General features: G+C 73.6%; 23 protein-coding genes. 13 read left to right on the forward strand and 10 right to left on the reverse strand.

Annotated elements, in window-relative coordinates; all coding sequences use genetic code 11:
* Nucleotides 1–151: 151 nt before the first annotated feature.
* Genes DTB53_RS28760 through DTB53_RS28770 form a run of 3 tightly spaced genes read left to right on the forward strand, consistent with a single transcriptional unit; the run spans nt 152 to nt 3,779 of the window.
* Complete coding sequence (locus tag DTB53_RS28760) at nt 152–1,612, forward strand: uracil-xanthine permease family protein (protein WP_277816364.1); 1,461 nt, start codon at nt 152–154, stop codon at nt 1,610–1,612.
* On the forward strand, nt 1,609–3,072 hold the full coding sequence (locus DTB53_RS28765) for an amidohydrolase family protein (RefSeq protein WP_012381069.1): 1,464 nt from the start codon (nt 1,609–1,611) through the stop codon (nt 3,070–3,072). Before DTB53_RS28760 ends, DTB53_RS28765 begins: the two co-directional genes overlap by 4 nt.
* A complete protein-coding gene (locus DTB53_RS28770; protein WP_003969348.1) occupies nt 3,069–3,779 on the forward strand; it encodes a sulfite exporter TauE/SafE family protein in 711 nt (236 codons plus the stop codon). The genes DTB53_RS28765 and DTB53_RS28770 overlap by 4 nt, the downstream gene beginning before the upstream one ends.
* On the opposite strand, the gene DTB53_RS28775 is transcribed toward DTB53_RS28770, so the two are convergent.
* Both DTB53_RS28775 and DTB53_RS28785 read right to left on the reverse strand, forming a co-directional pair.
* Entirely contained in the window at nt 3,763–4,806 is a 1,044-nt protein-coding gene (locus DTB53_RS28775) for a LacI family DNA-binding transcriptional regulator (RefSeq protein ID WP_012381070.1), read from the reverse strand. The two genes, DTB53_RS28770 and DTB53_RS28775, sit on opposite strands and share 17 nt — an antisense overlap.
* 336 nt (nt 4,807–5,142) lie before the next feature.
* Nucleotides 5,143–5,883, reverse strand: a complete 741-nt coding sequence (locus DTB53_RS28785; RefSeq protein ID WP_012381071.1) for an SDR family NAD(P)-dependent oxidoreductase — start codon at nt 5,881–5,883, stop codon at nt 5,143–5,145.
* A 101-nt stretch (nt 5,884–5,984) separates the two neighbouring features.
* On the opposite strand from DTB53_RS28785, the gene DTB53_RS28790 reads away from it, so the two are divergent.
* On the forward strand, nt 5,985–6,605 hold the full coding sequence (locus DTB53_RS28790) for a TetR/AcrR family transcriptional regulator (protein ID WP_012381072.1): 621 nt from the start codon (nt 5,985–5,987) through the stop codon (nt 6,603–6,605).
* Nucleotides 6,606–6,836: 231 nt separating this feature from the next.
* On the opposite strand, the gene DTB53_RS28795 is transcribed toward DTB53_RS28790, so the two are convergent.
* Entirely contained in the window at nt 6,837–7,460 is a 624-nt protein-coding gene (locus DTB53_RS28795; RefSeq protein ID WP_012381073.1) for a GNAT family N-acetyltransferase, read from the reverse strand.
* Between the two features lie 268 nt (nt 7,461–7,728).
* Between DTB53_RS28795 and DTB53_RS28800 the strand changes: the two genes are divergently transcribed.
* A complete protein-coding gene (locus tag DTB53_RS28800; RefSeq protein ID WP_003969354.1) occupies nt 7,729–8,994 on the forward strand; it encodes an MFS transporter in 1,266 nt (421 codons plus the stop codon).
* Nucleotides 8,995–9,093: 99 nt separating this feature from the next.
* Here the strand turns inward: DTB53_RS28800 and DTB53_RS28805 are convergent, their stop codons facing one another.
* Nucleotides 9,094–10,443 carry a carboxyl transferase domain-containing protein gene (locus DTB53_RS28805; RefSeq protein ID WP_012381074.1) on the reverse strand — a complete coding sequence of 450 codons (1,350 nt, stop codon included), beginning with the start codon at nt 10,441–10,443 and terminating at the stop codon, nt 9,094–9,096.
* Nucleotides 10,433–11,968, reverse strand: a complete 1,536-nt coding sequence (locus DTB53_RS28810; RefSeq protein ID WP_012381075.1) for an acyl-CoA synthetase — start codon at nt 11,966–11,968, stop codon at nt 10,433–10,435. Before DTB53_RS28810 ends, DTB53_RS28805 begins: the two co-directional genes overlap by 11 nt.
* A 356-nt stretch (nt 11,969–12,324) precedes the next feature.
* Here DTB53_RS28810 and DTB53_RS28815 point away from each other — a divergent pair, with 356 nt between their 5' ends.
* Nucleotides 12,325–14,814, forward strand: a complete 2,490-nt coding sequence (locus DTB53_RS28815; protein WP_012381076.1) for a PQQ-dependent sugar dehydrogenase — start codon at nt 12,325–12,327, stop codon at nt 14,812–14,814.
* Entirely contained in the window at nt 14,811–16,982 is a 2,172-nt protein-coding gene (locus DTB53_RS28820) for a glycoside hydrolase family 99 protein (protein WP_012381077.1), read from the forward strand. Before DTB53_RS28815 ends, DTB53_RS28820 begins: the two co-directional genes overlap by 4 nt.
* 70 nt (nt 16,983–17,052) lie before the next feature.
* Here the strand turns inward: DTB53_RS28820 and DTB53_RS28825 are convergent, their stop codons facing one another.
* Nucleotides 17,053–18,276: an MFS transporter gene (locus DTB53_RS28825; RefSeq protein ID WP_003969360.1), complete on the reverse strand. Its 1,224-nt coding sequence runs from the start codon at nt 18,274–18,276 to the stop codon at nt 17,053–17,055.
* 128 nt (nt 18,277–18,404) lie between these two features.
* Here DTB53_RS28825 and DTB53_RS28830 point away from each other — a divergent pair, with 128 nt between their 5' ends.
* The gene (locus DTB53_RS28830; RefSeq protein WP_003969362.1) at nt 18,405–18,836 is read left to right on the forward strand and encodes an Lrp/AsnC family transcriptional regulator; all 432 of its coding nucleotides are present in this window, start codon (nt 18,405–18,407) and stop codon (nt 18,834–18,836) included.
* Between the two features lie 28 nt (nt 18,837–18,864).
* On the opposite strand, the gene DTB53_RS28835 is transcribed toward DTB53_RS28830, so the two are convergent.
* From DTB53_RS28835 to DTB53_RS28845, 3 genes are all read right to left on the reverse strand, one after another.
* Complete coding sequence (locus DTB53_RS28835) at nt 18,865–20,475, reverse strand: sensor histidine kinase (RefSeq protein WP_012381078.1); 1,611 nt, start codon at nt 20,473–20,475, stop codon at nt 18,865–18,867.
* Nucleotides 20,476–20,524: 49 nt separating this feature from the next.
* Nucleotides 20,525–21,562 (reverse strand): rod shape-determining protein, encoded by a 1,038-nt coding sequence (locus tag DTB53_RS28840; protein ID WP_003969364.1) that lies wholly within the window; start codon nt 21,560–21,562, stop codon nt 20,525–20,527.
* Nucleotides 21,563–21,696: 134 nt separating this feature from the next.
* Nucleotides 21,697–22,266 (reverse strand): hypothetical protein, encoded by a 570-nt coding sequence (locus tag DTB53_RS28845; RefSeq protein ID WP_042497245.1) that lies wholly within the window; start codon nt 22,264–22,266, stop codon nt 21,697–21,699.
* Nucleotides 22,267–22,390: 124 nt separating this feature from the next.
* On the opposite strand from DTB53_RS28845, the gene DTB53_RS28850 reads away from it, so the two are divergent.
* Nucleotides 22,391–23,164: an SCO2400 family protein gene (locus tag DTB53_RS28850; RefSeq protein WP_012381080.1), complete on the forward strand. Its 774-nt coding sequence runs from the start codon at nt 22,391–22,393 to the stop codon at nt 23,162–23,164.
* A 9-nt stretch (nt 23,165–23,173) separates the two neighbouring features.
* Here the strand turns inward: DTB53_RS28850 and DTB53_RS28855 are convergent, their stop codons facing one another.
* The gene (locus DTB53_RS28855; protein ID WP_003969367.1) at nt 23,174–23,602 is read right to left on the reverse strand and encodes a MarR family winged helix-turn-helix transcriptional regulator; all 429 of its coding nucleotides are present in this window, start codon (nt 23,600–23,602) and stop codon (nt 23,174–23,176) included.
* A 132-nt stretch (nt 23,603–23,734) separates the two neighbouring features.
* Here DTB53_RS28855 and DTB53_RS28860 point away from each other — a divergent pair, with 132 nt between their 5' ends.
* From DTB53_RS28860 to DTB53_RS28875, 4 genes are all read left to right on the forward strand, one after another.
* Entirely contained in the window at nt 23,735–24,754 is a 1,020-nt protein-coding gene (locus tag DTB53_RS28860; protein WP_003969368.1) for an NADP-dependent oxidoreductase, read from the forward strand.
* Nucleotides 24,755–24,855: 101 nt separating this feature from the next.
* Nucleotides 24,856–25,284 carry an organic hydroperoxide resistance protein gene (locus DTB53_RS28865; RefSeq protein WP_003969369.1) on the forward strand — a complete coding sequence of 143 codons (429 nt, stop codon included), beginning with the start codon at nt 24,856–24,858 and terminating at the stop codon, nt 25,282–25,284.
* An 84-nt stretch (nt 25,285–25,368) separates the two neighbouring features.
* Nucleotides 25,369–26,184 carry an EI24 domain-containing protein gene (locus tag DTB53_RS28870; RefSeq protein ID WP_003969370.1) on the forward strand — a complete coding sequence of 272 codons (816 nt, stop codon included), beginning with the start codon at nt 25,369–25,371 and terminating at the stop codon, nt 26,182–26,184.
* Nucleotides 26,181–26,789: a LysE family transporter gene (locus DTB53_RS28875; RefSeq protein ID WP_012381081.1), complete on the forward strand. Its 609-nt coding sequence runs from the start codon at nt 26,181–26,183 to the stop codon at nt 26,787–26,789. The genes DTB53_RS28870 and DTB53_RS28875 overlap by 4 nt, the downstream gene beginning before the upstream one ends.
* Nucleotides 26,790–26,802 lie beyond the last annotated feature (13 nt).

A 26,802-nucleotide genomic window follows, 5' to 3' on the forward strand; every position in this document is an offset into this window, starting at 1 on the left:
CCGGCCACGCGTCTTGACGACCGTCTCGGGGCTCCCCATACTGACGGCCAAATCGATTTGGCCAAATCGATTTGGCCCTCCGTTCGGGGCCGGATCGCGGCTGATGTCCAAGCGTTCCTCGCGCCCGAAACGCCCGCATGGGAGCACCGACGTGTCCAGTCATCGCCAGCCCGCACCCGGAGCTGAACAACCACCGACGCCACAACCGGCCGTGCCCGGCACCGCGCACCCGGCCGCGCCCGGCACCCCGCCCGACGCCCCCCGCCCCCCTGTGGCCCCAGCCGTGCACCCCGTCGACGAGTCCCGCCCCCCGGGGCGGATCATCCTCTTCGGGATTCAGCACGTCCTCGTCATGGCGGCCACCCCCATCTCGGCGATCTTCCTGATGAGCGCCACCCTCCGGCTCGACGCCGGCCTGACCGTCAACCTGCTCTCCGCGGCGTTCGTGCTCTCCGGCGTCGGGTCGCTGATCCAGTCGCTGGGGCCGTGGAAGTTCGGCCCCCGGCTGCCGTTCGTGATGCTGCCCGGCGGTGCGCCGCTCATCCTGTTCATCGCCATCGCCGAGCAGCACGGTCTGCGTACCGCCACCGGCGCGGTCATTCTCACCGCGGCCTTCTACTTCGTCGTCCTGCCGGTCTTCTCCCGGCTGCTCAGGTTCTTCCCGGCCCTGGTCATCGGCACCATGATCGTCATCGTCGGGGTCAACCTGGTGAAGGTCGGTGCGGTCCTCGTCACCGGCCGGCCCGGCGAGCCGGGATTCGCCGACCCGACGAACCTCGGGCTCGGCATGGCGACCATCGGCTTCACCGTCGTCTTCTACCTGCTGTTCACCGGCATCCTGCGGCAACTCGCCGTCATGCTGGGACTGGTCGCCGGCACGGTGCTGGCCGGGCTCCTCGGCCGCATCGACCTCGGCGGCGCCACCGAAGGCGGCCTGGTGAGCGTGCCGGAGCTGATGCCGTTCGGCTCACCCCAGTTCAGCCTGATCGCCGCACTGCCGCTGATGCTCTACAGCCTGGCCTCCATGGCGGAGGCCACCGGCCAGACGGTCATCAACGCCGAGGCCGTCGGCAAGGAGATCGACACCCGCGCCGACGTCCCCAAGACCGTCCGCGGTGACGCGCTGACCTCCCTCTTCGGCGGGTTCTTCGGGCTGCCGCTGATGGTGACCAGCGGGGAGAACATCGGGATCGTCCGGGTCACCGGCGTCCGCAGCCGTTACGTCACCGCCGCCGCCGGTGCGGTCCTCATCGTCATCGGGTTCCTCGCGCCGGTGACCCGCGCGATCAGCGTCGTCCCGTCCGCGGTGGTCGGCGGCACGGCGATGGTCGTCTTCGCGGTGATCACCGTGCTCGGCGTGCAGATGCTCGGCCGCTCCGACCTCGACCGGCACACCTCCACGTTCATCTGCGCCGTCGCCCTGGCGCTCGGCCTCCTGCCGATCCTCATCCCCGGCGTGTACGCCGCCTTCCCGCCGAACGTCCGCATCCTCCTCGAAAGCGGCGTCGCCGTCGGCGCGTTCGTCGCCGCCGTACTCAACATCCTGTTCCACCACGTCAGGCCGCGCATCGCCGCCCGGCTGACCACCTCACGCACGGAAAGCGACCGATGACCCAGCTCACCCGCGAACTCCTCGACTCCTCCGGCCCGCTCCTCCTCGTCCCCGATGCCGTGCTGCTGCCGGAAGGGGTCGCCGACGACCACGCGGTCGTCGTCGCCGACGGCTCCTTCCGCGCCGTCGGCCCCGCCGGGGAACTGACGCGTACGCACCCGGGGCTCCACGCCGTACGGCTGCCCGGCCATCTCCTGATGCCCGGCTTCGTCGACGCCCACCACCATCTGACCCAGAGCTTCGGTTCCGCGCTCGCCTTCGGTGAGCCGTCGGAGATCTTCCGCAGGGTCTGGGTCCCGCTGGAAGGGGCGCTGGATGAGGAAGCGGCCTACGCCGCGGCCAAACTGGCGGCGTTGGAGGCCCTGCGCGGCGGCTTCACCACCGTCACCGACGCCGGTACGCGTGCCGATGTGGATGTCGAGGTCGTCGCGTCCGCCGCCCGTGACGCCGGAATCCGCTGCGTACTCGGTCTCGTCTGCAACGACATCACCGGCGACCCGGCGTCCACGGCCGGACCCTCCACCGCCGGACCCTCCACCGCCGGAGACTCCACCGCCGGGGAGTCGGCGAGCACGGCCGCCGCCCTCGAAAGGGCCGAGAAGCACCTCGCCCGGTACGCGGGCGATCCGCTGATCCACGCCTCCCTCGCCGTCTCCATTCCCGAAGCGGCCACCGCCCGGACCCTTCACCGCACCGCGCGCCTGGCCGCGGAAGCCGGCGCGATCGTGCAGATCCACGTCAACGAGCACCTGGCCGGCGTCGAACGCTCCCTCGTGCGGCACGGACTGCGCCCACTCGAACACCTGCACAGCATCGGTGCGCTCGGCCCCCAACTGCTGGCCGCCCACGCCACGTTGCTCACCCCGCGCGAACTGACCCTGCTCGCCGACACCGGGACCGCCGTCAGCTACAACCCGGTGGCCAGCGCCTGGAAGGGCAACGCCGTCGCCCCGGCCACCGCCATGGCCGAACGCGGCATCCGCTTCGGGCTCGGCACCGACGGCACCCGCGGCGACGGGTTCCGGCTCACCGACGCGGCCGAGTTCGCCCAGCGGATCGCCTACGGGCTGGCCACCGGGGACTCCTCGTGCGGCGCCGGCTGGACCTGGCTCGAACACGCCACCGCGGGCGGCGCCGACGCGGTCGGCCTCGGCGCCCGCACCGGTACGGTCGCCGAGGGGCTGGCCGCCGACTTCCTTCTCGTCGACCTCGCCACCCCCGAGCTGGCGCTCTCCCGGGACGTGCCGTGGGAGCTGGTGCGCCGCGGCAACCGTGACCAGATCACCGCCGTGTTCGTCGGCGGCGAGCTACGGCTGTGGCGCGGCCGGCCCACCGGCTGGGACGGCCCCGCCCTCGTGCGGCAGGCGGCCGAACTGGCCCGTGCCGCCGTCGAGAAGGCGCCCATCACCCGGGTTCACCCCACGTCCACGGCGGCCCGGCGGGGGAGCGTCGCGCGGTGAGCACGGAAGCACTCGCGGTCCTCGCCGTCACGGTGGCGGTCGCCGCGTTCGTCCAGGGCAGCAGCGGTCTCGGCTTCGCGCTGATCGTCGCGCCCGTGGCCGGGATGCTCGATCCCGGTCTGCTCCCGGTGTTCGTCCTGGCGGCCATGATCCCGCTCAACCTGTACGTCGCCTGGCGTGAGCGCGCCTCGATCGACCTGCGCGGCGCGGGCTGGATCACCGGGGCCCGGCTGGCCGCCACGCCCGCCGGGCTCGCGCTGCTCTGGTTGATCCCGGACCGCAGCATCGGCCTGTTCGTCGGGATCGCCACCGTGCTGGCCGCGGTGGTGAGCCTGGTCGCCCCCGCCTTCACCCCCGGCCGGGCGGCGTACCTCGGGGCGGGCGTGGTGACCGGGCTGACGGAGACCGCGACCGGAGTCGGCGGCCCCCCGCTCGCACTCGTCTACCAGCACCGGCCGCCCGCGGAACTGCGCTCGACCGTCGCCGCCTGCTTCCTGGTCGGCGAAGTGGCCTCGCTGGGGCTGCTGTTCGCGACGGGGGAGGGCGAGCCCGGACACCTGGGTCTCGCGGTGGCGATGCTGCCGGTGATCGCCGTCGGCGCGTGGCTGAGCCGGCTGGTGCACCACCGGCTGGACGCGCGCCGCATGCGGCTGTGCGTACTCGTCTTCGCCCTGGTCTCCGGCCTCGTCCTCATGCTGGGGCTGTGACCCGGAGCGACGAGGCACGCGGAACGATCCGCGGTTCGGGCGCCGCCGCCACCGTGGCGGCGGCGCCCTCACCGCGCAGCCGGCCGAGCAGCAGATCCACGGCGGCTGCCGCCGCGCTGTCCAGGTGGAGGTCCACGGCGGTCAGCGGCGGCTCGCAGGTCCGCGCACGCAGCCCGTCGTACCGGGTGACGACCATGACGTCGCCCGGTACGGAACGCCCGCTGTCCCGGATCGCCCGCACCGCGCCCACCGCGAACGCGTCCACCAGGGCGCAGACCGCGTCGGTCCGGGGGTGCTCAGCCAGCAGGGCGGCACAACTCTCGTACCCGGCCTGTTCGCCGCCCGCCTCCGGGGCGCTCGCCACGACGGGCTCCCAGCCGTACCGCTCGGCGACCCGCTCGTACGCGGCTCGCGCGTCGACCGAGGAGTGGCGCGAGGCGGAGCCGACGATCAGCGCGGGCCGGCGGGCGCCCTGCTCGCGCAGATGCGCGAACAGCAGCTCGGCGACCGGCCCGCCGCGCAGATCGACGTACGGCGACGTGTCGTCCGGCGACACCGGCCGCCCCAGCGACACGTACGGCAGGCCCCGCTCCCTCAACTGCGCCGCAGCGGCGTCGTTCACGTCCGGCTCGACGACGATGGCGCCGTCGATGTCGACGGAGTACAGGGCGGAACCCGACTGCACGGGCGGTACGAGCACCAGGGCGTAGCCGTGCAGCAGCGCGCTCTCCGCGGCGGCGGCGGCGATCTCCATGTAGAACCCGAGCCGCGACGGCCCGCCGGCCACCGCGAACGGCATCGAGGAGGCGAGCGCGATGGCCTTCGCCTCCCCCCGGCGCAGCCGCTGGGCCCGGAGGTTGGGCCGGTATCCGAGCTCGGCGGCGACCCGCTTGATGCGTTCCCTGGTCCGCGGATCGACCTTTCCGATCCCGTTGAGGGCGTGGGAGACCGTCGTACGCGACACCTCGGCGACCCGCGCGACATCGGCGATCGTCGGTGGCCGCGAGCCGGGACCGGAGGTGGGCATCGACGGACACTCCTTGCGGGCTGAGGACGGGGCACCCCATCTTCGCCCACCGGCCTCCCCGAGCGGCGCCCAGCAGCGGAACGGCCGACGGGCCGCCGCCCCCGACGCCCCGGACGTTCCGGCACGGGTACGAGCTGGACGCTCCGGGACTTCCGGCACCGGTACGACCTGAATGCTCCGGACGCTCCCGGACCGGCACCGGCGCCGCCACCCGCTCAAGCCTCCGGAAGCCTCGGCCCCACCACCCCCGCGATGATCGCCTCGACACACGCGAGCCGGGCCGCCGAAGCGGCCTCGCCCTGCACGATGCCGGCGGTGACGCCCCCCCCGCCGCGCTCAGGCGGTGTAGCCACCGTCGACCGCCAATGAGGTGCCGGTGATCCACTGGGCGTCCGGGCCGGCGAGGAAGGCGACGGCCTTCGCGGTGTCCGCCCCCGCGCCCAGCACCTTCGCCGCGGTCCTCAGCCGCTCCTCCTCGGCCTCGTCCGTGCCGTCCGGGTTCATGTCGGTGACGGTGGGCCCGGGGTCCACGATGTTCGCGGTGATCCCCTTGGGCGCCACGTCATGGGCCAGGCCCTTGGTGAAGCCGATCAGCGCCGACTTGCTCATGGCGTACAGCGTGACGTCCGGGACGGGCACGCGGCTGGCCCAGCAGCTGCCGATGCTGATGACGCGGCCGCCGTGCCCCAGGTGGGGGACGGCCGCCTGGGTGGCCAGGAAGACGGCGCGCACGTGGACGGCGAGCGTGCGGTCGATCTCCTCCAGCGTCACGCCCTCGATCGGCCCGTACGGGAAGACCCCGGCGTTGTTCACCAGGATGTCGAGCCCGCCGAGCTCCGCCACGGTCCGCTCCACGGACCCGACGACGGCCGCCGGGTCCGCGCTGTCGGCCCGGATGGCCACGCCCCTGCGCCCGAGGGCCTCGATCGCCGTGACGACCTCCTGGGCCCGGTCGGCCGCGTTCACGTACGTCAGGGCGACATCCGCGCCCTCCTCCGCCAGTCGTAGGGCGGTCGCGGCACCGATGCCGCGGCTTCCCCCCGTCACCAGTGCCACCTTGTCCGCAAGCTGAGGCATCTCGCTCCATCCACGCCGGGGTTGATTTCTGGGTCGAACGATCCAAAAATACTCAACAGGCAGGATGACCGGGGGTCAACCCCCCCCACGAGGAGGCAGGCATGGCCGAGAAAGGCCGACCGCGCGCGTTCGACCGGGCGGCGGCGCTGCGGCGCGCGATGGTGACGTTCTGGGAGCTCGGTTACGAGGGCACGAAGCTCACGGACCTGACCGCCGCCATGGGAATCAACTCCGCCAGCCTGTACAACACCTTCGGTTCGAAGGAGCGGTTGTACCGAGAGGCCGTCGCGCTGTACGACCGCACCGCGGGCTCGGCGACCAACCGCGCGCTGCGCGGGGCGCCGACGGCGCGGGCCGCGGTGGAGGCCATGCTGCGCGGCAACGTCGACACCTTCGCCGACCCGGAGACCCCGAGCGGCTGCATGATCGTGCTGTCGGCCACGAACTGTTCGCACCAGAACAGGAAGGTCGCCGAGCACCTGGCCGAGTGGCGGCGGACCTCGGTCGCCGAGCTGGAGAAACGGCTGGAGCGGGCCGTGGAGGAGGGGGAGTTGGAGCCCGGGACGGACGTCGCGGCGATCGCCGCCTTCTACGCGACCATCCTGCACGGGCTGTCGATAGAGGCCCGCGACGGCGTGCCCCTGGAGCGGCTCCGTTCCACCGTGGACCACGCCGTGGCCCTGTGGGACTCCTTGGTGCGGCAGCCGGCCGGGCGGGGGTGAGGGGCGCGTCCGGCCGCATCAGGGCCGGATGCCCCCTGGCGCGCCGGGCCGGGTCACCCGCGGGCGGCTGTTCCTTCGACCGCCTTGGTGTGGGCGAGGAGCGGTTCCTCGATGGCGTCCGGGTCGTCGACGCCTGCTGCCGGGTACCCCGGGATCAGGGGGTTGGTCTCTCTTCCGGGCCCCGCGGGGCCCGCCGTCACATCCCGGCGGGCCCCGCGAGCGCCCAGGACCTCAGGCGGCCGGGTGCCGGGCCGCCGTCCGTCCGTCGTCAGGTGCCGTGACGCCCGGCAGCCCGGGCGCGGACGCCGACGCGGGCAGGGCCCCGGACCGGGGGCACACGTGGAGGGCCGCCTCCTTGTGCGGCAGCCGTACCGTTCTCACCCAGGACATCCCGGCCCGCTCCATCACCCGGCGGCAGGCCAGGTTGCGTACGTCGGGTTCGGCGGCGACGCGTTCCGCCTCGGGGAAGTGCCGGAACAGGGTCCGCACCAGGTCCGAGACGAACGCCGTGCCCAGCCCGCGACCGGTCAGCGTCCGGTCGACGATCGCCAGGTGGAAACCGAGGTCGTGCCGGCTCCAGGGCTGGAACGAGGCGATGTTGGAGTGCAGCGGCCGGTAGACCTCGATGTAGGCGAACCGCTTGCCCTCGTACGTGACCTGGAACGGCCCGCCCTCCTCGCTCGCGTGCAGGCGGCGCAGCTCCTCGCTCCAGCGCTCCGGGGGCCAGTCCTGGTGCCAGGTCTCCACGAGGTACTCCTGGCCCATCCAGCGGGACAGCAGGCGTCCCTCCTCCGGAGTGCCGCTGAGCGGACGGGCGGCCCAGGGCGGGGGCAGATCCAGTCGGTCGGCGATCACGACTTTCCTCTCTCCTGAAGGTGTGCGTGCTCCCTCAAGGTGTGCGTGCTCCCTCGGCCTCCGTGCCGACCAGCCTTGATCAAGAGGAAGGACCCGTCAAGAAAACGGCCGAATCGGGTGTATAGAGGGGCCAAAAGCCGTTCGTGTAGCGCTTTCCCCGCAGATCTCCCGCCGCACGGCGTGGTGTCCGGCTTTCCGGCGCGCGGTGGCGACTGAGGAGTCCCGGGGCGGGCGGCCGGCCCCGGGGCGGGCGCGGCTAACATCCCCTGTGACCGAAACGACCGAACCGCCTGGCCGCCGCACCCCCATATTCGCCGACCTCACCCCGCTGCGGCTCTCGCCCGACTACCGGCGGCTCTGGTTCGGGAACACCGTCTCCTGGATCGGCCAGGGCATGACGTCGCTGGCGGTCTCGCTCCAGGTCTACGACATCACCGGGTCCGCGTTCTCCGTGGGACTCATCGGGTTCTGCTCACTCGTCCCGCTGGTCGTCTTCGGGCTCTACGGCGGGGCCGTCGCCGACACCTTCGACCGGCGCAGGCTCGGCCTGTTCAGCGCCGCCGGGTCGTTTCTGCTGTCCGTCGTCCTCGTGGCGGCGACGGTCGTCGGCGTCGAACGGGTCGGGCTGCTGTACGCGGTCGTCGCCCTCCAGGCCGTCTGCTTCGCCCTCAACGCACCCGCCCGCTCCTCGATGATCGCCCGGCTGCTCCCGGCCGAGCAGCTGCCCGCCGCCAACGCGCTGAACTCCATCACCACCACGACCGGCATGCTCGTCGGTCCCATGCTGGGGGGCCTGATCGTCGGCTGGTGGGGCTACCGCTCCGCGTACACCGTGGACGCCGTCTGCTTCACCGCCTCCCTGTACGCGATGTGGCGGCTGCCCTCGATGCTGCCCGACCGCAAGGAGGGGGAGACGGGCAAGCGGGCCTCCGTCCTGGACGGGCTGCGGTTCCTCGGGACCCGGCCGAACCTGCGGATGACCTTCTTCACCGACCTGTGCGCGATGGTCCTCGCCCACCCGCGCGCCCTCTTCCCGGTCGTCGCCGTCCTCTGGTACGGGGGTGACGCCCGGACCACCGGGATGCTCGTCGCCGCCCCGGCCCTCGGCGCGCTGCTCGGCGGCGTGTTCTCCGGCTGGCTCGGCCGGATCCGGCGGCACGGGCTCGCGATCCTGCTGGCCGTCGGCTCGTGGGGCGTCGCCATCGCCGTCTTCGGGCTCACCCGCAACCTCTGGCTGGGGCTGCTGTTCCTGGCACTCGCCGGCTGTGCGGACACCGTCTCCATGGTCTTCCGCAACACGATGCTCCAGGCGGCCGTGCCCGACGAGATGCGCGGCCGGCTCCAGGGCGTCTTCATCGTCGTCGTGGCGGGCGGCCCCCGCCTCGGGGACTTCCTGGCGGGCTCGGTGGCCGACCTCGCCACCCCCGCCGTCGCCGTCACCGGGGGCGGCGTCCTGTGCGTGACCGGCGTGGCCCTGCTCGCGCTGAAGTGGCGGGCCTTCGCCCGCTACGACGCCCGCGACCCGCAGCCCTAGCCGACGCCCGCGACCCGCAGCCGTTGCCGTCGCTGTTGCCCGAGCCCGAGCCCCGGTCCGAGCCCGTAACCCTGGCCGACCCGGCCGCCGGCCGCCCCCTCAGCTCACGATCGAGCGGGCGATGCCCAGGTCCACGAGATCCTGCGGGCGCAGCCGCAACTGGTCGGCGGTGGCGCCGGTCTCCGACGGCGGTCGCTTGAGGATCGCGGCGGCCGGTTCCGGGGCGATGACGGAGAAGTAGCTGTCCGCCGTGACATGGGTGTTGTCCGGCGCCGCGAGAGCCAGCGCCCCGCCCGAGCCGCCCTCGCCGATCACCAGGGTGGTCACCGGCACCCGGACCGCCGCGATCGCGGCGAACGTCTCCGCGATGGCCGCGCCCGCCCCGGCCCGTTCCGCCTCGGCGTCGTTGGCCGCGCCCGGGGTGTCGACGAGGGTGAGGACGGGGACTTTGAGCCGGTCCGCGAGCCGGATGGTCCGGGCCGCCGCGCGGTACCCGGCCGGGCGGGTCGGCGTCCCGCACTGTGCGACGTACGCCACGGGGCTGCCGTCCGCGCGCAGCCCGAAGCCGCACAGCAGCCCCGGGTCCGTCGAGCCGCACCGGTCCCCGTGGAGCGGGAGCCTGGCGGCGAAGTAGTCGGCCAGATACGCCTCCGCCCGGGGGCGCCCGGGGGCGCGGGCCGCCGCCACCGCCTCCCGCCCGGTCTCCGGGAGCCGGGCCGCCGACCGTGCGCGGGGCAGCGGTGCGGCGGGGAGCGCGTCGTGCGGGCCGAGCGCGCGCAGCCAGAGCGCCACCGTCCGGGCCAGCTCGCCGGGCGGGACGACCGCGTCCACCTGGCCCGCCGCGAACTGCCCCTCGGCGCTGTACGCGTACGGGTCCGCGTCCGCCGGCCGCACCCGGGACCCGGCGAAGCCCACCTGGGCGCCCGGCAGTGCCAGCACCACGTCGGCGCCCGCCCCCACCGTGGCCCAGCCGCCGCCGGTCGTCGGGTCGCGGACCACCGCGATCTGCGGGAGCCCGGCCGCGCGCAGCCGGGCGGAGGCCGCGGCCACCCGCTGGAGCTGGGTCAGCGCGACCATGCCCTCCTGCATCCGGCTGCCGCCGGTGGCGACGAGCGCGAGCAGGGGCAGGCGGCGGCTCAGGGCCAGTTCGTACGCGGCCGCCAGCCGGTCTCCGGTCTGCCGCCCCAACGAGCCGCCCAGGAAGCCGAATTCGAAGGCGAGGAGCACGCACGCGCGGTCGCCGACGGTCCCGGTGCCGTATACGACGGACTCCTCCTCGCCGGTCCGGGCCGCGGCCCGTTCCCGCGCCGCGTCGTACCCCGCCCAGCCGAGCGGACCGTCCGGCGGCAGGGGGCGCGACGGCGGACGGTGCTCGGTGAAGCCCGCCGCGCCGGTGAGCAGCGCGATCGTCCCCCGGGCCGTCGCCCGGGCGGGGGAGTCAGCCGGCACCGAGCGACCTCTTCATGATCTTGCCCAGGTCGTTGCGGGGCAGGGCGTCCAGGTAGCGCACGGTGCGCGGGCGCTTGTGCGGGGCCAACTGGGCCGCCACATGGTCCGCCAGCTCCTCGGCGGCGGGCGGGGAGCCGGGGTCGGCCGCGACCACCCAGGCCACGACCCGTTCGCCCAGGTCCGGGTCCTCCTCGCCGGTCACGGCCGCCTCCCGCACCCCGGGGTGGGCGAGCAGCACGTTCTCGATCTCGCCCGCGCCGATCTTGTAGCCGCCGCTCTTGATCAGGTCGGTGGCCTTGCGCCCCACGATCGCCACGTACCCGTCCTCGTCGACCGTGCCGACGTCCCCCGTGCGGAACCAGCCGTCCGCCGTGTGCGCGGCGGCGGTGGCGTCGGGCCGGTTGAGGTAGCCGGTGAACAGGTTCGGTCCCCGGACCTGGATCTCGCCGATCGCCCCGGGCTCGCCGAGCACCGTGCCGTCCTCCTCGGCCAGGCGCAGCTCCACCCCGGCGAGCGGCGGACCCACGGTGCCGGGGCGCGGTGCGCCGTCCGCCCGGATCCCCGTGTTCATCAGGGTCTCCGTCATCCCGTACCGCTCGATCACCCGCCGCCCGGTCGCCGCCGCGATGCGCTCGTGGTCGTGCACCGGGAGCGCCGCCGAGCCGGAGACCAGCAGCCGGGCCCCGGCCAGCGCCCCGGCCAGCGCGTCCCGTCCGACGCCCGCCGGGGAGCCGCCCCCGGCCGCCGGGGAGCCGTGTCCGCTTCCGTCCGCCGGGGCGTCCAGCGCCTCCGCGAGCCGGTGGTACATCGTCGGCACCCCGAACAGCATCGTGCCGCCGGAGGCCAGCTCCCGGGCCACGCCCTCCGGCGAGAACCTCCCCAGGTGGCGGACCGAGCCGCCCCGGCGCAGCGGGCCGAGGACGCCCAGGATCAGCCCGTGCACATGGAACAGCGGCAGTGCGTGGACGAGGACGTCGTCGCCGGTCCACCCCCAGGCGTCCTCCAGGGCGTCCAGGGACGCGGCGACGGCCCGGCGGGGCAGCACGGCGCCCTTGGGCGGTCCGGTGGTGCCGGAGGTGTAGACGATCAGGGCGGGGGACTCGGGGTCCTCCCCGGCCGGCGGGGCACCGACCGCCGTGTCCGGGGCGGGAGCGCCCGCCGCCCGCGCGTCCACGGTCACGCGCCGCAGCTCCGCCAGCGCGGGCGGCAGCGCGTCGTCCGCCCCCGCCAGCACGGCAGTGGGCTCACTGTCGGCCAGGATGTGCGCCAACTCGCGTTCCCCGGTACGGGGGTTGAGCGGCACGGCCGGGACTCCGGCCCGCAGCGCCGCCACCACGGCGATCACCGTCTCCGGGGTCGGGGTGGCCCAGACGGCGACCCGGCCCGCGTCCGCGATCCGGGCGGCGAGCGCGTCGGCGGCTCCGGCGAGCCGGCCGTAGGTCAGGGACAGGTCGCCGAAGCGGACGGCCTCCCGGGAGGCCGCCGGGCCGGCGGGGGACTGGAGCGCGGGAAGAAGGAGGGTCACGCCGAGAGCCTAGGGCTTCCGGCCTGTCCCCACCCGGAACCGGATGCCGATGAGGGCAGCGTCACCCCGGGTCGATTTTCGGACAGCCCGTACCGCCCTCCGCATCGCTGCACGGAGCACCCAATCGCAATTTTGACACGACCTTGACAAATTAATTTTGCGTTGCCAGGCTGCAAAAAGCCTCCCCCTAGGGAGAGTTGGAGCGCTCTCTCCAAGAAAAAAGCTGCCTGCGCCGGTGCACCGGCGCAGTCGTCGCACGCCCGCATGCCGTACGCCCCGCGCGCCGGGACCGTACGTCGCAAAGCGCGACAGCGCCTTGCCTGAGGGACCCCACGTACCGTCAGGAAGGAACGACCATGTCACCCGCACCCCCACGGTGGTCCAGATACGCCACCGCGCTCGCCGCACTGCTCGCGGCCACGCTCGCCGTCCCCGCGGCGGGACCGGCCCTCGCCGCCGACCCCGAGGACCGCGCCCCCCGCGTCGCCGCCGACATCCCGGCCGCCGACTACCAGCAGGTCCAACTCGCCCTCGGCGGAGCCGAACTGGGCGAGGCCATGTCGCTCGCCGTGCTGCCGGACCGGTCCGTGCTGCACACCGCCCGTGACGGCACGGTCCGGCTGACCGATGCCGCCGGGTCGACGAAGACCGCCGGGAAGCTCGACGTCTACACCCACGACGAGGAGGGCCTCCAGGGCATCGCCGTCGACCCCGGCTTCTCGACGAACCGCTTCGTCTACCTTTACTACTCGCCGCTCCTGGACACCCCGCCGGGCGACGCCCCCACCACCGGGACCGCCGCCGACTTCGAGGCGTGGAAGGGGCATCTGAACCTCTCCCGGTTCGTCCTCAAGGCCGACGGCACCCTCGACACCGCCAGCGAGAAGGTCGTCCTGGAAGTCGCGAGCGACCGGGGCCAGTGCTGCCACGTCGGCGGCGACATCGACTTCGACGCCGCCGGGAACCTCTACCTCACCACCGGCGACGACACCAACCCCTTCGAGTCGGCCGGCTACGCCCCCATCGACGAACGCACCGACCGCAACCCGCAGTTCGACGCCCAGCGCTCCTCCGGCAACACCAACGACCTGCGCGGCAAGCTGTTGCGGATCAAGCCCACGGCGGACGGCGGCTACACCATCCCGGCGGGCAACCTCTTCGCCCCCGGCACCGCGAAGACCCGCCCCGAGATCTACGCGATGGGCTTCCGCAACCCGTTCCGGATGTCCGTCGACAAGAAGTCCGGAGCCGTCTACATCGGCGACTACGGCCCCGACGCCGGCGGCACCGACCCGGCCCGGGGCCCCAGCGGCCAGGTCGAGTTCAACCGGGTCACCCAGCCCGGCAACTTCGGCTGGCCGTACTGCACGGGCACCAACACGCCCACGGAGACGTACGGCGAGTACACCTTCCCCGGCGGCCCGTCCGCCGGTAAGTACGACTGCGCCTCCGGACCGGCCAACAACTCCTTCCGCAACACCGGACAGGCCACACTGCCCCCGGCCCAGCCCGCCTGGATCCGGTACGCCGGTGACGCGGGCTCCCCGCCGGAGTTCGGCGGCGGCTCCGAGTCCCCGATGGCCGGGCCCGTGTACAACTTCGACGCGAACCTCGACTCGGCCGTGAAGTTCCCCGCCTCCCTCGACGGCCGCTTCTTCGCCACCGAGTACGGCCGCAAGTGGATCAAGCCGGTCGAGGTCGAGGCCGACGGATCGCCCGGGACCATCGACACCTTCCCGTGGACCGGCACCCAGGTCATGGACTCCGCGTTCGGACCCGACGGCGCGCTGTACGTCCTCGACTACGGCACCGGCGCGAACAACCAGGCCCTGTACCGCGTCGAGTACCTCGCGGGCAGCAACCGCTCCCCGGTCGCGAAGGCCGCCGCCGACCGGACCTCCGGGCCCACCCCGCTCGCGGTCTCCTTCTCCTCGGCCGGCAGCGCCGACCCCGAGGGCGGAAACCTCACCTACGCCTGGGACTTCGGCGACGGGGCCACCTCCACCGCCGCCAACCCCAGCCACACCTACACCACCGCCGGCACCTTCAACCCGACCCTGACCGTCACCGACCCCGAAGGGCTCACCGGCACCGCGAGCCTGGTCGTGACCGCGGGCAACAGCGCGCCCACCGTCACGCTCAACACCCCCGCGGACGGCTCGCTGTTCTCCTTCGGCGACTCCGTCCCCTTCACCGTGAGCGTCAGCGACCCCGAGGACGGCGCGATCGACTGCTCCAGGGTCAAGGTCACCTACCTCCTCGGCCACGACAGCCACCGCCACCAGATCACCTCGAAGAACGGCTGCTCCGGCACCATCGACGTCCCCGTCGACGGCGAGCACGACACCGCCGCCAACATCTACGGGGTCTTCGACGCCGAGTACACCGACGCGGGCGGGCTCACCACGCACAGCGACTCCGTCCTCCAGCCCCGCCACCGCCAGGGCGAGCACTTCGCCGCCCAGAACGGCGTCCAGGTCGCCCCGCACGGCCCCGCCGAGGGCGGCGCGACCGTCGGCTACACCGACAACGGCGACTGGGTCTCCTTCAAGCCGTACGTCCTGTCCAACGCCACCTCCATCACCGCACGGGTCGCCTCCGGCGGCGCGGGCGGCACCCTGGAGGTCCGGGCCGGCTCCGCCACCGGCACGCTCCTGTCCACGCTCACCGTCGCCCCGACCGGCGGCTGGGAGAACTTCGTGAACGTCACGGCGGACGTGGACAACGCCCCGCCCGGGACGACGGAGTTGTTCTTCGTCTTCAAGGGCCCGACGGGCCAGGGCAGCCTCTTCGATCTGGACGCCTTCACGTTCGGCACACAGGGAGCGCAGGTGGACCACCGATGAGACGATCCCGCGTCCGCCGCCTCGCCTGCGCCGTGGCCCTCACGCTCGGGGCGGCCTTCCTGAGCCCCGGCGTGCAGAGCGCGGCGGCAGCCGACCCCTACCAGGTCCTGGTCTTCTCCAAGACCGCCGGCTTCCGGCACGACTCCATCCCGGCCGGCATCACCGCCCTCCAACAACTCGGCGCGGCCAACGACTTCACCGTGACCGCCACCGAGGACGCGACCGCGTTCACCCCCGCGAACCTGGCCGCCTACGAAGCCGTCGTCTTCCTCTCCACCACCGGCGACGTCCTGAACGACACCCAGCAGAGCGCCCTCAAGGGGTACGTCGACGGGGGTGGCGGATTCGTCGGCGTCCACGCGGCGGCCGACACCGAGTACGACTGGCCGGAGTACGAGGACCTCGTGGGCGCCTGGTTCCGCAGCCACCCGGCGATCCAGCAGGCCCGCCTCACCACCGAGGACCACGACCACCCGGCGACCGCGCACCTCGACGACACCTGGACGCGGACCGACGAGTGGTACAACTACCGCTCCAACCCCCGCGCGGACGTCCACGTACTCCAGTCCCTGGACGAATCCAGCTACAGCGGCGGCGAGATGGGCGGCGACCACCCCATCACCTGGTGCCACGAACAGCAGGAGGGCCGCTCCTTCTACACCGGGCTCGGCCACACCATCGAGTCCTTCGCCGACCCCGACTTCCGCCGACTCCTGCTCGGCGGCGTCCAGTACGCGGCCGGAGCCGTCGAGGCGGACTGCTCCGCCGGTGATCCCGGACCGGGCCCGGGCGGCGACAGCGCGGAGGCCGAGGCGTACACCTCCTCCTCGGGCGTCCAGAGCGCCGCCCACGGACCGGCGAGCGGCGGAGCCACCCTCGGCTACATCGACCACGGCGACTGGGCGGGCTACTCCTCCCTCGACACCGCCGGGGCCACCGCCTTCACCGCCCGGGTCTCCTCGGCCGGCGCGGGCGGCACGATCGAGGTCCGCTCCGGCTCCGCCACCGGACCGCTCCTCGGCTCCGTCGACGTCGCCCCGACCGGCGGCTGGGAGACCTTCACCGAGGTCACCACCGCCCTGACCGCCGGGACGGGCCCGCTGTTCCTGCGGTTCACCGGGGGAGCCGGCGCCCTCTTCGACGTGGACCGCCTCACGCTGACCCGCACCCCGGCCGCCGAGGACGAGGGCTCGTCCAACGTGCACCTCTTCTACTACCCCTGGTACGGCACCCCCGACGGTCCGGCGGGGAGCTGGCGGCACTGGCAGCAGGGCGGCCACACGCCGCCGGACTCCATCGGCGCGGACCTGTATCCGAAGCTCGGCCCCTACGACTCCGGGGACATCGACCAAGCCGTCGACCAGCACATGAAGTGGGTCCAGCGGTCCGGCGCGGGCGTCATCGTCTACAGCTGGTGGGGGCAAGGGGGGTACGAGGACTCCCTCGCCGGCGACGTCATGGACGCCGCCGCCCGCCACGGCATCGAGGTCGCCTGGCACATCGAGCCCTACGGGGGCCGCACCGCCGAGTCCGTCGTCGACGACATCGCCTATCTGGAGGGGAAGTTCGGCGACCACCCCGCCTTCTACCGGGACGCGGCGAACGGCGACCGCAACGCCTACTACGTCTTCGAGAGCCTGAGGATCCAGGACTGGTCGGCGCTGGACGCCGTCAAGGACACCGCCATCGTCCTCGCCCAGACCACCGACACCAGCAAGGTCGACCACTTCGGCGGGATCTACACCTACGACGGCATCGCCGGGGCCACCGCCCCCGGCTGGAAGAACGCCGGCGACTACGCCAAGGCCAACGGCCTCGTCTGGGCCCCCTCGGTCGCCCCCGGCTACATCGACGACCGGGCCGTCCCCGGCAACACCACCCCCACCCTGGGCCGCGAGGACGGCGCCTCGTACGACCTGGAATGGAACAACGCCCTCAACCCCGCCATCGGCGGCGATCCCACCTGGGTCTCCGTCACCTCGTTCAACGAGTGGCACGAGGGCAGCTCCATCGAACCGGCCTCGTCCAACCCGCCCCCGGGCCACGGCTACGAGACCTTCGACGGCGCCTACGGAAAGACCGGGGAGGCCGCCGAGACGGCCTACCTCGACCGGACCGCCTACTGGGCGGACCGGTTCGAACAGCGGCTGAGGCAGCAGCGCGGGTAGCCTGCCGCACCCATGGACGAACGGCCGCGTTCCGGCGGGAACGCGGCCGTTCTCACGCCCCCGGCGAGCATCACTCCTCGCGCCGGATGGTCCGCATCCGCCCGTACGCGTACACACACCCCGCCAGCGCCAGATCGGACAGCAGCATGAAGCCGATCGCGTAACTGTCCTTGGCGCTGTAGATCGCGCCCATCACCAGCGGCGGCACGAACCCGCCGAGCCCGCCCATCGCCCCGACGATGCCCGTCACGCTGCCCACCTTCGACTGCGGCGTCACCTGCGAGACCAGGGCGAACACACTGCCGCTCGCCGTGCCCAGCCCGGCCGCCATGGCCAGCAGCGCGATCGTGCCGACCGGGTTCAGCGGCGGCTCGAAGGCCTGCACCACCGCCATCAGCGCGGCCAGCAGCAGGGCCGCCGCGGTCACCAGCGCCGGGTGCGCCCGGTCCGACAGCCAGCCGCCGATCGGCCGGAAGACCACGGTGACCAGGGCGAACCCGGCCGCCTTGGTACCTGCCTCGGTCGGGGACATCTCGTACCACGTCTTCAGATACGTCGGCAGGTACACCCCGAACGCCACGATGCCGCCGAAGCCGATCGCGTACAGCGCCGACAGCTCCCAGGTCACCCGCAGCCTCCCGGCCTCGCCGAGCCGGTGCGCCAGCGTGTCCGTGGGGATCTTCCGGCCGGGGTGGTCGCTGACCAGGACGGCCGCCAGCAGCGCGTACACCACCAGCGCCCCCGCCACCACGAGGAACGGCAGGTTGTCGCCGTGCTTCGCGATGCGCGGGGTGAAGTAACCGGACAGCGCCACCCCGCCCATGCCCATCCCGAACACGCCCAGCGCGAAGCCCCGCCTGGCGGGCGGGAACCACGCGTTGACCAGCGGAACACCGATGGCGAACGTCGTCCCGCCGAGCCCTAGCAGGAAGCCGACCGCGATCATCGCCCCGTAGGAGTTCTTCGCCGGGATCAGCAGCAGCACCGGCACGATCGTCAGCGCCGACACGAGCGGGAACATCAGCTTCGCGCCGTACTTGTCCGTCAGCGCCCCCACCGGGATCCGGCCGAGCGACCCCACGATCACCGGCACGGCCACCAGGAAGGACTGCTGGAACGAGCTGAGCCCCAGCCGGTCCTTGTAGTCCCCGGACATCGGAGCGATCAGGTTCCACGCCCAGAAGGTCAGCGCGAAGCCGACCGTCGCCAGGACGAGATTGCGGTACGCGGCCGAGGCGGGCGGGGCCCCCGCCGGGGCCGGCGGCTCGGGGGACTGCTTGACGGAGGTGTCCACACAGGCCAGTCAAGGGCGCGGGGCCCCGCACGGCCCGCCGGACTGCGCCGACCGGGGGACGGCACGCGCCCCCGGCTTCCGGCGGCTTCCCCCCGGCCGATACCGCCGCGAACTGGGACAATCGATCCATGGATCGGCTGGACAGAGAAATCCTCGGCATTCTCCAGGAGGACGCCCGGATCTCCTACCGGGACCTGGGCGCCCGTGTGGGGCTCAGCGCCAACGCGGCGGGCGACCGGGTACGCCGGATGCGCCGCGACGGGGTCATCCGGGGCTTCACCGTCATCGTCGACCCGGCCGCCGACACCCGTTCGGGCCTGGTCGTCTTCATCGATGTGAGCCTGCGCCTCGACACGACGAACGAGGAGTTCGAACGCTCGGTGCTGATGCTGCCCGGAATCACGGAGGTGGTCCACGTGACGGGCGGCCACGACTACCTCGTACGGGCCACCGCCGCCGACCCCGGCGCGCTGGACGCCCTGCTGCGCCGGCTGAAACGGGAGGCGGGCGTCGCCCACTCCAACACCCGGATCGCCCTGCGGGCCGCCCCGAAGCACTGAGCCGCCCCGGCCCCCGGGGCGGACCGGGTCAGACCGGGGCCTGCCAGGTGACCGTCGTCGGACGGCCGTCCTCGCCGCGCCCGTCGTCCGCGACCACCAGCCGCACCCCGCCCCGCCCGTCCGGCAGCCGGACCGTGGCGTCCACCTCCACCTCGATGGCCGACACCCCGGGCCTGCGGTGCGCGGCGGCCAGCGCCCCGCGCAGGGCGGCCAGCAGCTCCCGCCCCGTCTCCTCGCCCACCAGCGCGTCCACCGCCCCGACGAACCGCACCGACGGCGGGAAACCCAGCAGGGCCGCCGCGCCCCCGGTCTCCCGCAGCACCCGGCCCCGGAAGGTGCTCGGGGCCCCGGCCGGCGGCTGCTGGAGCGCGAAGATCGCGGTGCGGACCTCCTGGATGGTGGAGTCCAGCTCGTCCACGGCCCGCCCCAGCAGCTCCCCGGCCTCAACCTCCCCGCCCCGGGCCTCGACCTCCCCGCCCCCGGCCGCCGCCTCCCCGTGGCCGCCGGCCTCCGCCGAGGTCGCCCGGCGTCGGGTCGACTCCAGCATCATCTCGGTGGCGAAAAGCCGCTGGACCACCAGATCGTGCAGATCACGGGCGATCCGGTCACGATCCTCGTACACCGCGAGCTGCTCCCGGTCGGCCTGCGCGTCCGCCAGCACCAGGGCCAGGGCCGCCTGCGAGGCGAACTGGGTCGCCAGCAGCCGGTCCAGCTCCGTGTAGGGCCGCTCGCCGCGCCGCCGGGGCAGTGCGAGCGTGCCGATGAGCCGCCCGCCGCTCTGCAGGGGCAGCATCATGCTCGGCCCGAAGCGGGAGCGCACGCCGGTGGTCATCCGGGGGTCGGTCGCCGAGTCCTCGACGAAGACCGGTTCGCCGCCGAGCAGCTGCACCAGCACCGGGGAACCGGGCTCGATCACCGTGCCGACGATGCCCGCCGGATCGTCCGGCGTGGACGCGGTGACGATCTCCATCCCGCCCTCCTCCGTCGGCTGGAGGATCACCCCGGCCGACGCGCCCGCCAGCACCCGGGCCCGCTCGGCCACCGTCATCAGCGCGTCGGCCGCGTCGGTACCGGTCAGCAGGGCCGTGGTGACGGCCGCCGCTCCCGCGATCCAGCGCTCGCGCTGCCGGGCCGTCCCGTACAGCCGGGCGTTGCCGATCGCGATGCCCGCCTGGGCGGCGAGCACCCGCAGCAGGCCGTGATCCGCCTCGTCGAACGGCCCCGACGGCTTCCCGGCGACGCAGAGCTCCCCGAAGACCTCGGTGTGGACCAGGATCGGCGCCCGCAACGAGTCGCGCGCCGGGGGAGGGCCGGGCACACCGCCTTCCCGGCTCTCCCGGCTCTCCCGGCCCTCCTCGGCCAGGGCGGCCGGCCCCGCGGACGAGTCGTCGGGGAAGAGGCCGGGACGCTGCCGCTCCGCCTCCGTCATCCCGGCGGTGTACAGCGCCTCGACCCGGTCCCGGTCCGGGTCCAGCACCCCGAGCGCCCCGTGGCGGGCCCCGGTGAGAGCGGTGGAGGCGTCCACGATCTGCTGGAGGGTGGAGCCCAGCTCCAGATCGCTGCCGACGTTGAGGACCGCCTCCAGGAGCACCGGCAGCCGCCCGGCCCCGGACGGGTCCGGCCGCCCGGGCTCCGTCATCCGCGCCGTCCGCGCGGGCCGCTCCACCGCCCGGTCCGTACCGACGCGCTCACCCCGCAAGCGGGTTGAGGACCATCGGCTGGATCTTGCCGTCCAGCATCGCGCCCAGACCGAGCACCGAGCAGACGTCGGGACGCTCGGCGATGTGCACCGGCATCCCGGTCGCGTCGCGCAGCATCTGGTCGAGGCCCGGCAGCAGGGCGCTGCCGCCCACCATCATGATCCCCCGGTCCGCGAGGTCGGCCACCAGGTCCGGCGGGCAGTCGCGGAGCACCTTGCCCACCCCGTCGAGCACCGCGGTGAGCGGCGTGTGGATGGCCTGCCGTACGGCGGCGGTGTCGACCTGCACCGACCTGGCCAGGCCGGTCGCCACGTCCCGGCCGTGGATCTCGGTGAGGGCGGGGCCGGTCAGCTGGAGGCCGTTGCCGTGCAGCGCCAGCTGGAGCGGGCGCACGGACTGGCTCGGGAGCAGCAGCTCGTGGTGCTGGCGCAGATGCTGGATGATCGCCTCGTCGATCGCGTTGCCGCCCACCGGGATCCGGACGGCGGTCACGATCGAGCCGAGCGAGAGCACCGCGATCTGGGTGGTGGCGGCCCCGCACACCATGATCATGGTGGCGGTCGGCTGCTCGACCGGCAGCCCGCAGCCCACGGCCGCCGCGATCAGGGTGTCCACCAGCTCGACCCGGCGGGCGCCGAGCCCGACCAGGGTCTCCACGGTCGCGCGCTGGGCCAGCGGATCGGCCTCGTGCGGGGTGCAGGCCGCGGCCCGCAGCCGGGGCTTGCGGCGCAGCTGGCGGCGGAGCTTGTCGCCCAGCAGATGGCGCAGCATCCGCTGGGCCATCTCGATGTCGACGACGGTGCCCCCGGAGACCGGCCGGGCCACCCGGATGTACGCGGGGGTGCGCCCGGTCATCTGCTCGGCGAGCGCGCCGACGGCGATGAGGGAGCCGGTACGGGTGTTGACGGCGGCGACGCTCGGCTCGTCGACGACGAGGCCGAGCCCCTTGACGTACACCCGGGTCCTCGCGGCCCCGAGGTCGACGGCGACATGGCAACGCTGCAACTGCTCAAGGCTGACGGTCACGGCGGTTCTCCCGAGCGCGCGGATGGAGGGGGCACCGGCGGCGGCCGGTCTCTCCCGACAACTCTGGCGCTGTCCGGCCGGTCGCGCGCGTTGGGATGCGCCGTCGGGGGAGCAGGAGCTGACGGCGTCTCAGCTCAGCGGCCCGGAAGCAGCCGCTGGAACAGGCCCCAGGTGAACTCCGTGATCCGCTCCCCGCCGGTGGCCGGATCGGTGACGGCCAGCGACCACCGGGTCGGAGCGCTGCCCTCCATCGGCCGGGCCGGGGGAAAGGCGCGGGCCGCCTCGTCCACGGTGCAGGACCACGGGAGCAGCGCGTCCGGTGAGGTGAGCTCCGGTCCGGCCGCGCCGGGGGCCCGCACCAGCCACGCGTTCCACACGGCCCCGCCGGGCCCGGCCAGCACCTCGAACCGCAGGTCCGGCCAGAGCGGCACGGGCCACAGCAGCGCCTCGCACTCCAGGTCCCCGACCCGGCGCGGCAGGACCGCCTCCGGTTCACCGAGCACCGAGCGGTAGCGCCGCAGCGATCCCCGTCCCCGGGGCGCCCGGACCATGGCCTGCCAGCGGCGGTTGGCCTCCCGCATGTCGGCGATGGAGGCGCTCAGCTCGAGCCGGGCCTCCTCGACCAGGCCGGGCTGGTGGTCGGCCATCCGGCGCAGCAGGACGAGCTGGAACTGGAGGGGGCCGAAGGGGGCGGGAGCGGTCATGCCGCCCATCCTCCCGTGTGTCAGGCGTATCGGACCGGCCGTCACCGGAATCCGATCTTCCTCACAGGATCCTCACCTGTGCGGCTTCCCTGTCCGTTCCGCGCCCGCCTAACCTGCGGGCGCCATGGATTACTGCCACCCGTGCCGACGGCATCTCAACGGAGCCCTGGCCTGCGCCGGGTGCGGTACGCCCGCCGAGGCGCTGGGCCCCTTCGCCGTGCCCGCCCCGGACGTGCGCGACCCGTCGGACGGGGCCGCGCCGCCGGACGGGACGGCCGCGCCCGCCGACCCGGGAACCCCCCGGCGGGCTGCCCGGCGCGGTGCCGGAGACCCGCGCGACCTGCGTACCGGCCGTGTCCGCCCCGGCCGGCGGCGGGCCCGCGGCGGCCACCGTCGGTGCGGCCGGACCGTCCTGTTCGGCGTCCTCGGGCTGCTCCTCGCGGCGGGCGCCCTGAGCCTGGCGGAGTCGGCCAGGGAGCCCGGGCGGGACGACACCGCCGCCGACTTCGTACGCGAGTCCCCGTCCGACCCCTCCGGGCCGCCGCCGCCGTCGCGGGAGCGGCCCGCCGAGGAGCCCCGCGACCCCGTCCCGGTCGGCTCCCGGGCCGGGGCGACCACGGGCCCCGCGACGGACGCCTCGCCGGCCGGTACGCGCCGCGGGAACCCCTCGCGGTCGCCGGGCCCCGAAGCCTCGGCCACCGGCGGACCCACCGCCTCCCCGGACCCCGATGCCGCGGACCCGTCCGGCGTCCCCGACAGCCCGCCCGCCGACCCGCCGGAACCGGACGATCCGCGGGAGTCGACCACCGCGCCCGCACCCCCGCCGCCCCCGGCGGAACCGACGCCCGCCCCCACGCCGTCCCCGACCTGCACCCGCTTCCTGTGGTGGTGCGCGTAGGTACGGCGGTCAGTCGGCCTCGCCCAGCATCCGGCGCAGCAGGTCCCGCAGGAGGGCGCGCTCGGCGTCGGAGAGCCCGGCCAGCGGCTCCCGGGCGAAGTCCAGCGCGTCCCGCAGCTCACGGGCCGTGCGCCGGCCCTTCTCGGTCGCGGCGGCCAGCTTGATCCGCCGGTCGGCCGGATCGGGCCTGCGCTCGACCAGTTCCCGGGTCTCCAGCCGGTCGATGATCCCGGTGACGTTCGACGGCTCGCACTTCAGCCTGAGGGCGATCTTCCGCATCGGCAGGGGCTCCAGCGAGAGCAGCCCGAGCACCCGCGCCTGCGCCCCGGTGAGGGAGTGTTCGGCGGCGGCCCGGTCGTACTCCTCGTGGTAGCGCGCCACGACGGCGCCGATGAGCTCGACGACCTCGAGGGTCAGGGGGTCTGTGCGAGTGGCCATGGGGCACAGCGTACCGATTTACTTGACATCATGAAATATTCAGGAGCATGGTTGTTTCATGTCATGAAGCTTTTCGCGCCGTCGGGCGCGGAGGCACACCCCCTCGTATGACATTGAGGAGAACCCGAGCCCATGTCTGCCGCACTTCCCACGTCCAGCCGTGAATGGCACCTGGTCGCCCGCCCGCACGGCTGGCCCAGGGCCGAGGACTTCGCGCTGCGCGAGGCCGAGGTCGCCGCGCCGGCCGAGGGCCGCGTCCTCGTCCGCAACACCCACTTCTCGGTCGACCCGTACATGCGCGGCCGGATGAACGACGTCAAGTCCTACACCCCGCCCTTCAAGCTCGACCACCCCATGGACGGCGGCGCGGTCGGCGAGGTCATCGCCTCGAACGCCGAGGGCTTCGCCGTCGGCGACCACGTCCTGCACGGCCTCGGCTGGCGCGAGATCGCCGACGTGCCCGCGAAGCACGCCGTCAAGGTCGACCCCGGCCTCGCCCCGCTCTCCGCCTACCTCGGCGTGCTCGGCATGACCGGACTCACCGCCTACGCGGGCCTGTTCGACGTCGCCTCCTTCCAGGAGGGCGACGCGGTCTTCGTCTCCGGCGCGGCCGGCGCCGTCGGCAGCCAGGTCGGCCAGATGGCGAAGCTCAAGGGCGCCTCCCGGGTCATCGGCTCCGCCGGATCCGACGAGAAGGTCAAGCTCCTCACCGAGGAGTACGGCTTCGACGCCGCGTTCAACTACAAGAACGGGCCGGTCCGCGACCAGCTCAGGGAAGCCGCCCCCGACGGCATCGACGTCTACTTCGACAACGTCGGCGGCGAGCACCTGGAAGCCGCGATCTCCTCGTTCAACGTGCACGGCCGCGCCACCATCTGCGGCATGATCGCCCAGTACAACGCGACCGAGCCGACCCCGGGCCCGAGCAACATGGCGCTGATCATCGGCAAGCGGCTGCGCCTGACCGGCATGCTCGTCGGCGACCACGCCGACCTCCAGCCCCAGTTCGTCCGGGAGGTCGCCGGCTGGCTGGCCTCGGGCGAGCTGAAGTACCGGGAGACCACGGTCGAGGGCATCGAGAACGGCTACGACGCGTTCGTCGGACTCCTGCGCGGCGAGAACACCGGGAAGATGATCGTCTCCCTGGTCTGACCCGCTCCCCGCCGGTCGCCCTCACGCGTTAGGCTCGTCCGCAGGCCGCCGCGGTCCGTGGGCGCGAGTCGCGGCGCACCAACAGGAGGAATCCTCACACCATGACCATCCAGAAGATCGACGTCGCCTACACCGCCGTCGCCACCGCCGAGAACGGCCGCGACGGACGGGTCTCCTCCGACGACGGCCTGCTCGACGTCGTCGTCAACCCGCCCAAGGCCATGGGCGGCAGCGGTGCCGGCACCAACCCCGAGCAGCTCTTCGCGGCCGGCTACAGCGCCTGCTTCCAGGGCGCGCTGGGCGTCGTCGCCCGCCAGGAGAAGGCCGACATCTCCGGCTCGACCGTGACGGCTTCGGTCTCCATCGGCAAGACGGAGGCCGGCGGCTTCGGCCTGGAGGTCGCGATCAGCGCCTCCATCCCGAACGTCGACGCCGCCACCGCGCAGGCGCTCATCGAGAAGGCCCACCAGGTCTGCCCGTACTCGAACGCCACCCGCGGCAACATCAAGGTCGAGCTCTCGGTCGCCTGACCGGTCAGCGCTCGCGCGCGAGGGCCGCACCCCACCCGGGGTGCGGCCCTCGCCGTTCCCCGGCACGCCAGTACCCTGGCGCCCATGAGTGATCTCGGGGCGGGCTTCGGCTACTTGATGAAGGGGCAACGCTGGGTTGCCCACCACGGACGCTGGTTCGGATTCGGGCTCCTGCCCGGGCTCGTCACCCTCGTCATCTACGCCGGAGCGCTGGTCGGACTCGGCTACGGGGCCGACGACCTCGTCGGCTGGGCGACCCCGTTCGCCGACGACTGGTCCTCGCCCTGGCAGGGCATCCTGCGCACCGGGCTGACCGCACTCGTCTTCGTCTTCGGCCTGTTCCTCGCGGTCATCACCTTCACCGCCGTCACCCTCCTGGTCGGCCAGCCCTTCTACGAGTCGCTCTCCGAGGAGGTCGACCGCAGCGAGGGCGGCGACGTCCCCGAGTCCGGACTGCCGCTCTGGCGCGAACTGTGGATCTCCGCCCGCGACTCCGTGCGCATCCTGCTGCGCGTCGCCCTGTACGGGATCATCCTCTTCGCCTGCGGTTTCATCCCCGTCGTCGGGCAGACCGTGGTCCCCGCGATCGGCTTCTGCGTCTCCGGCTACTTCCTGGCCGAGGAGCTGACCGCCGTCGCCCTCCAGCGCCGCGGCATGGTCCTGAGGGACCGCCTCGTCCTGCTGCGCGGCCGCCGGATGCTGGTGCTCGGCTTCGGCGTCCCGCTGACCCTGGCCTTCCTCGTCCCGTTCGTCGCGGTGTTCCTGATGCCGGGAGCCGTCGCCGGGGCCACCCTCCTCGCCCGCGACCTGGTGGACCCGGACGCGGCCCCGGACCCGGGCCCCGGGCCCTCCGCCGCCGACAGCGGCGGCGCACCGGCCCCCCGGGCGTGGTCCGCGTGACCGAACTGCTGGCGGTCGCCGCCATCACCGTCCTCGCGGTCGTCTCCCCGGGCGCCGACTTCGCCATGGTCGTGCGCAACAGCTATCTGTACGGGCGCACCACCGGCGTCCTCGCGGCCACCGGCGTCGCCGCGGGCGTCCTGGTCCACGTCACGTACACGATGCTCGGCGTCGGGCTGCTCATCGCCTCCTCCACCGCCCTGTTCACCGCGGTCAAGCTGGCCGGAGCCGCCTATCTGATCTCCATCGGGATCCGCACCTTCCTGGCCCGCGCCGACCTCGACGTCGACCTGACGGACCGGCCGGGGCTCTCCCCGTTCGGGGCCCTGCGCAGCGGCTTCCTGACCAACGCCCTCAACCCGAAGACGACCCTGTTCGTCGTCGCGACCTTCACCCAGGTCGTCGGGCCCGGCACCGCCCTGTGGCAGCAGGCGGGCTACGGCCTGTTCATGTCCGCCGCCCACCTCGGCTGGTTCGCCCTGGTCGCTTTGTTCTTCTCGCACTCCAGGCTGCGCGGGGCGATGCTGCGCCGCCAGAAGGCGCTCAACCGGTCGATCGGCTCGGTCCTGGTCGGCCTCGGCGTCACCCTGGGCCTGGCCCGCTGAGCGGAGCGCGCGG

The sequence above is a fragment of the Streptomyces griseus genome, assembly GCF_900460065.1.
Taxonomy (GTDB): Bacteria; Actinomycetota; Actinomycetes; order Streptomycetales; family Streptomycetaceae; genus Streptomyces; species Streptomyces griseus.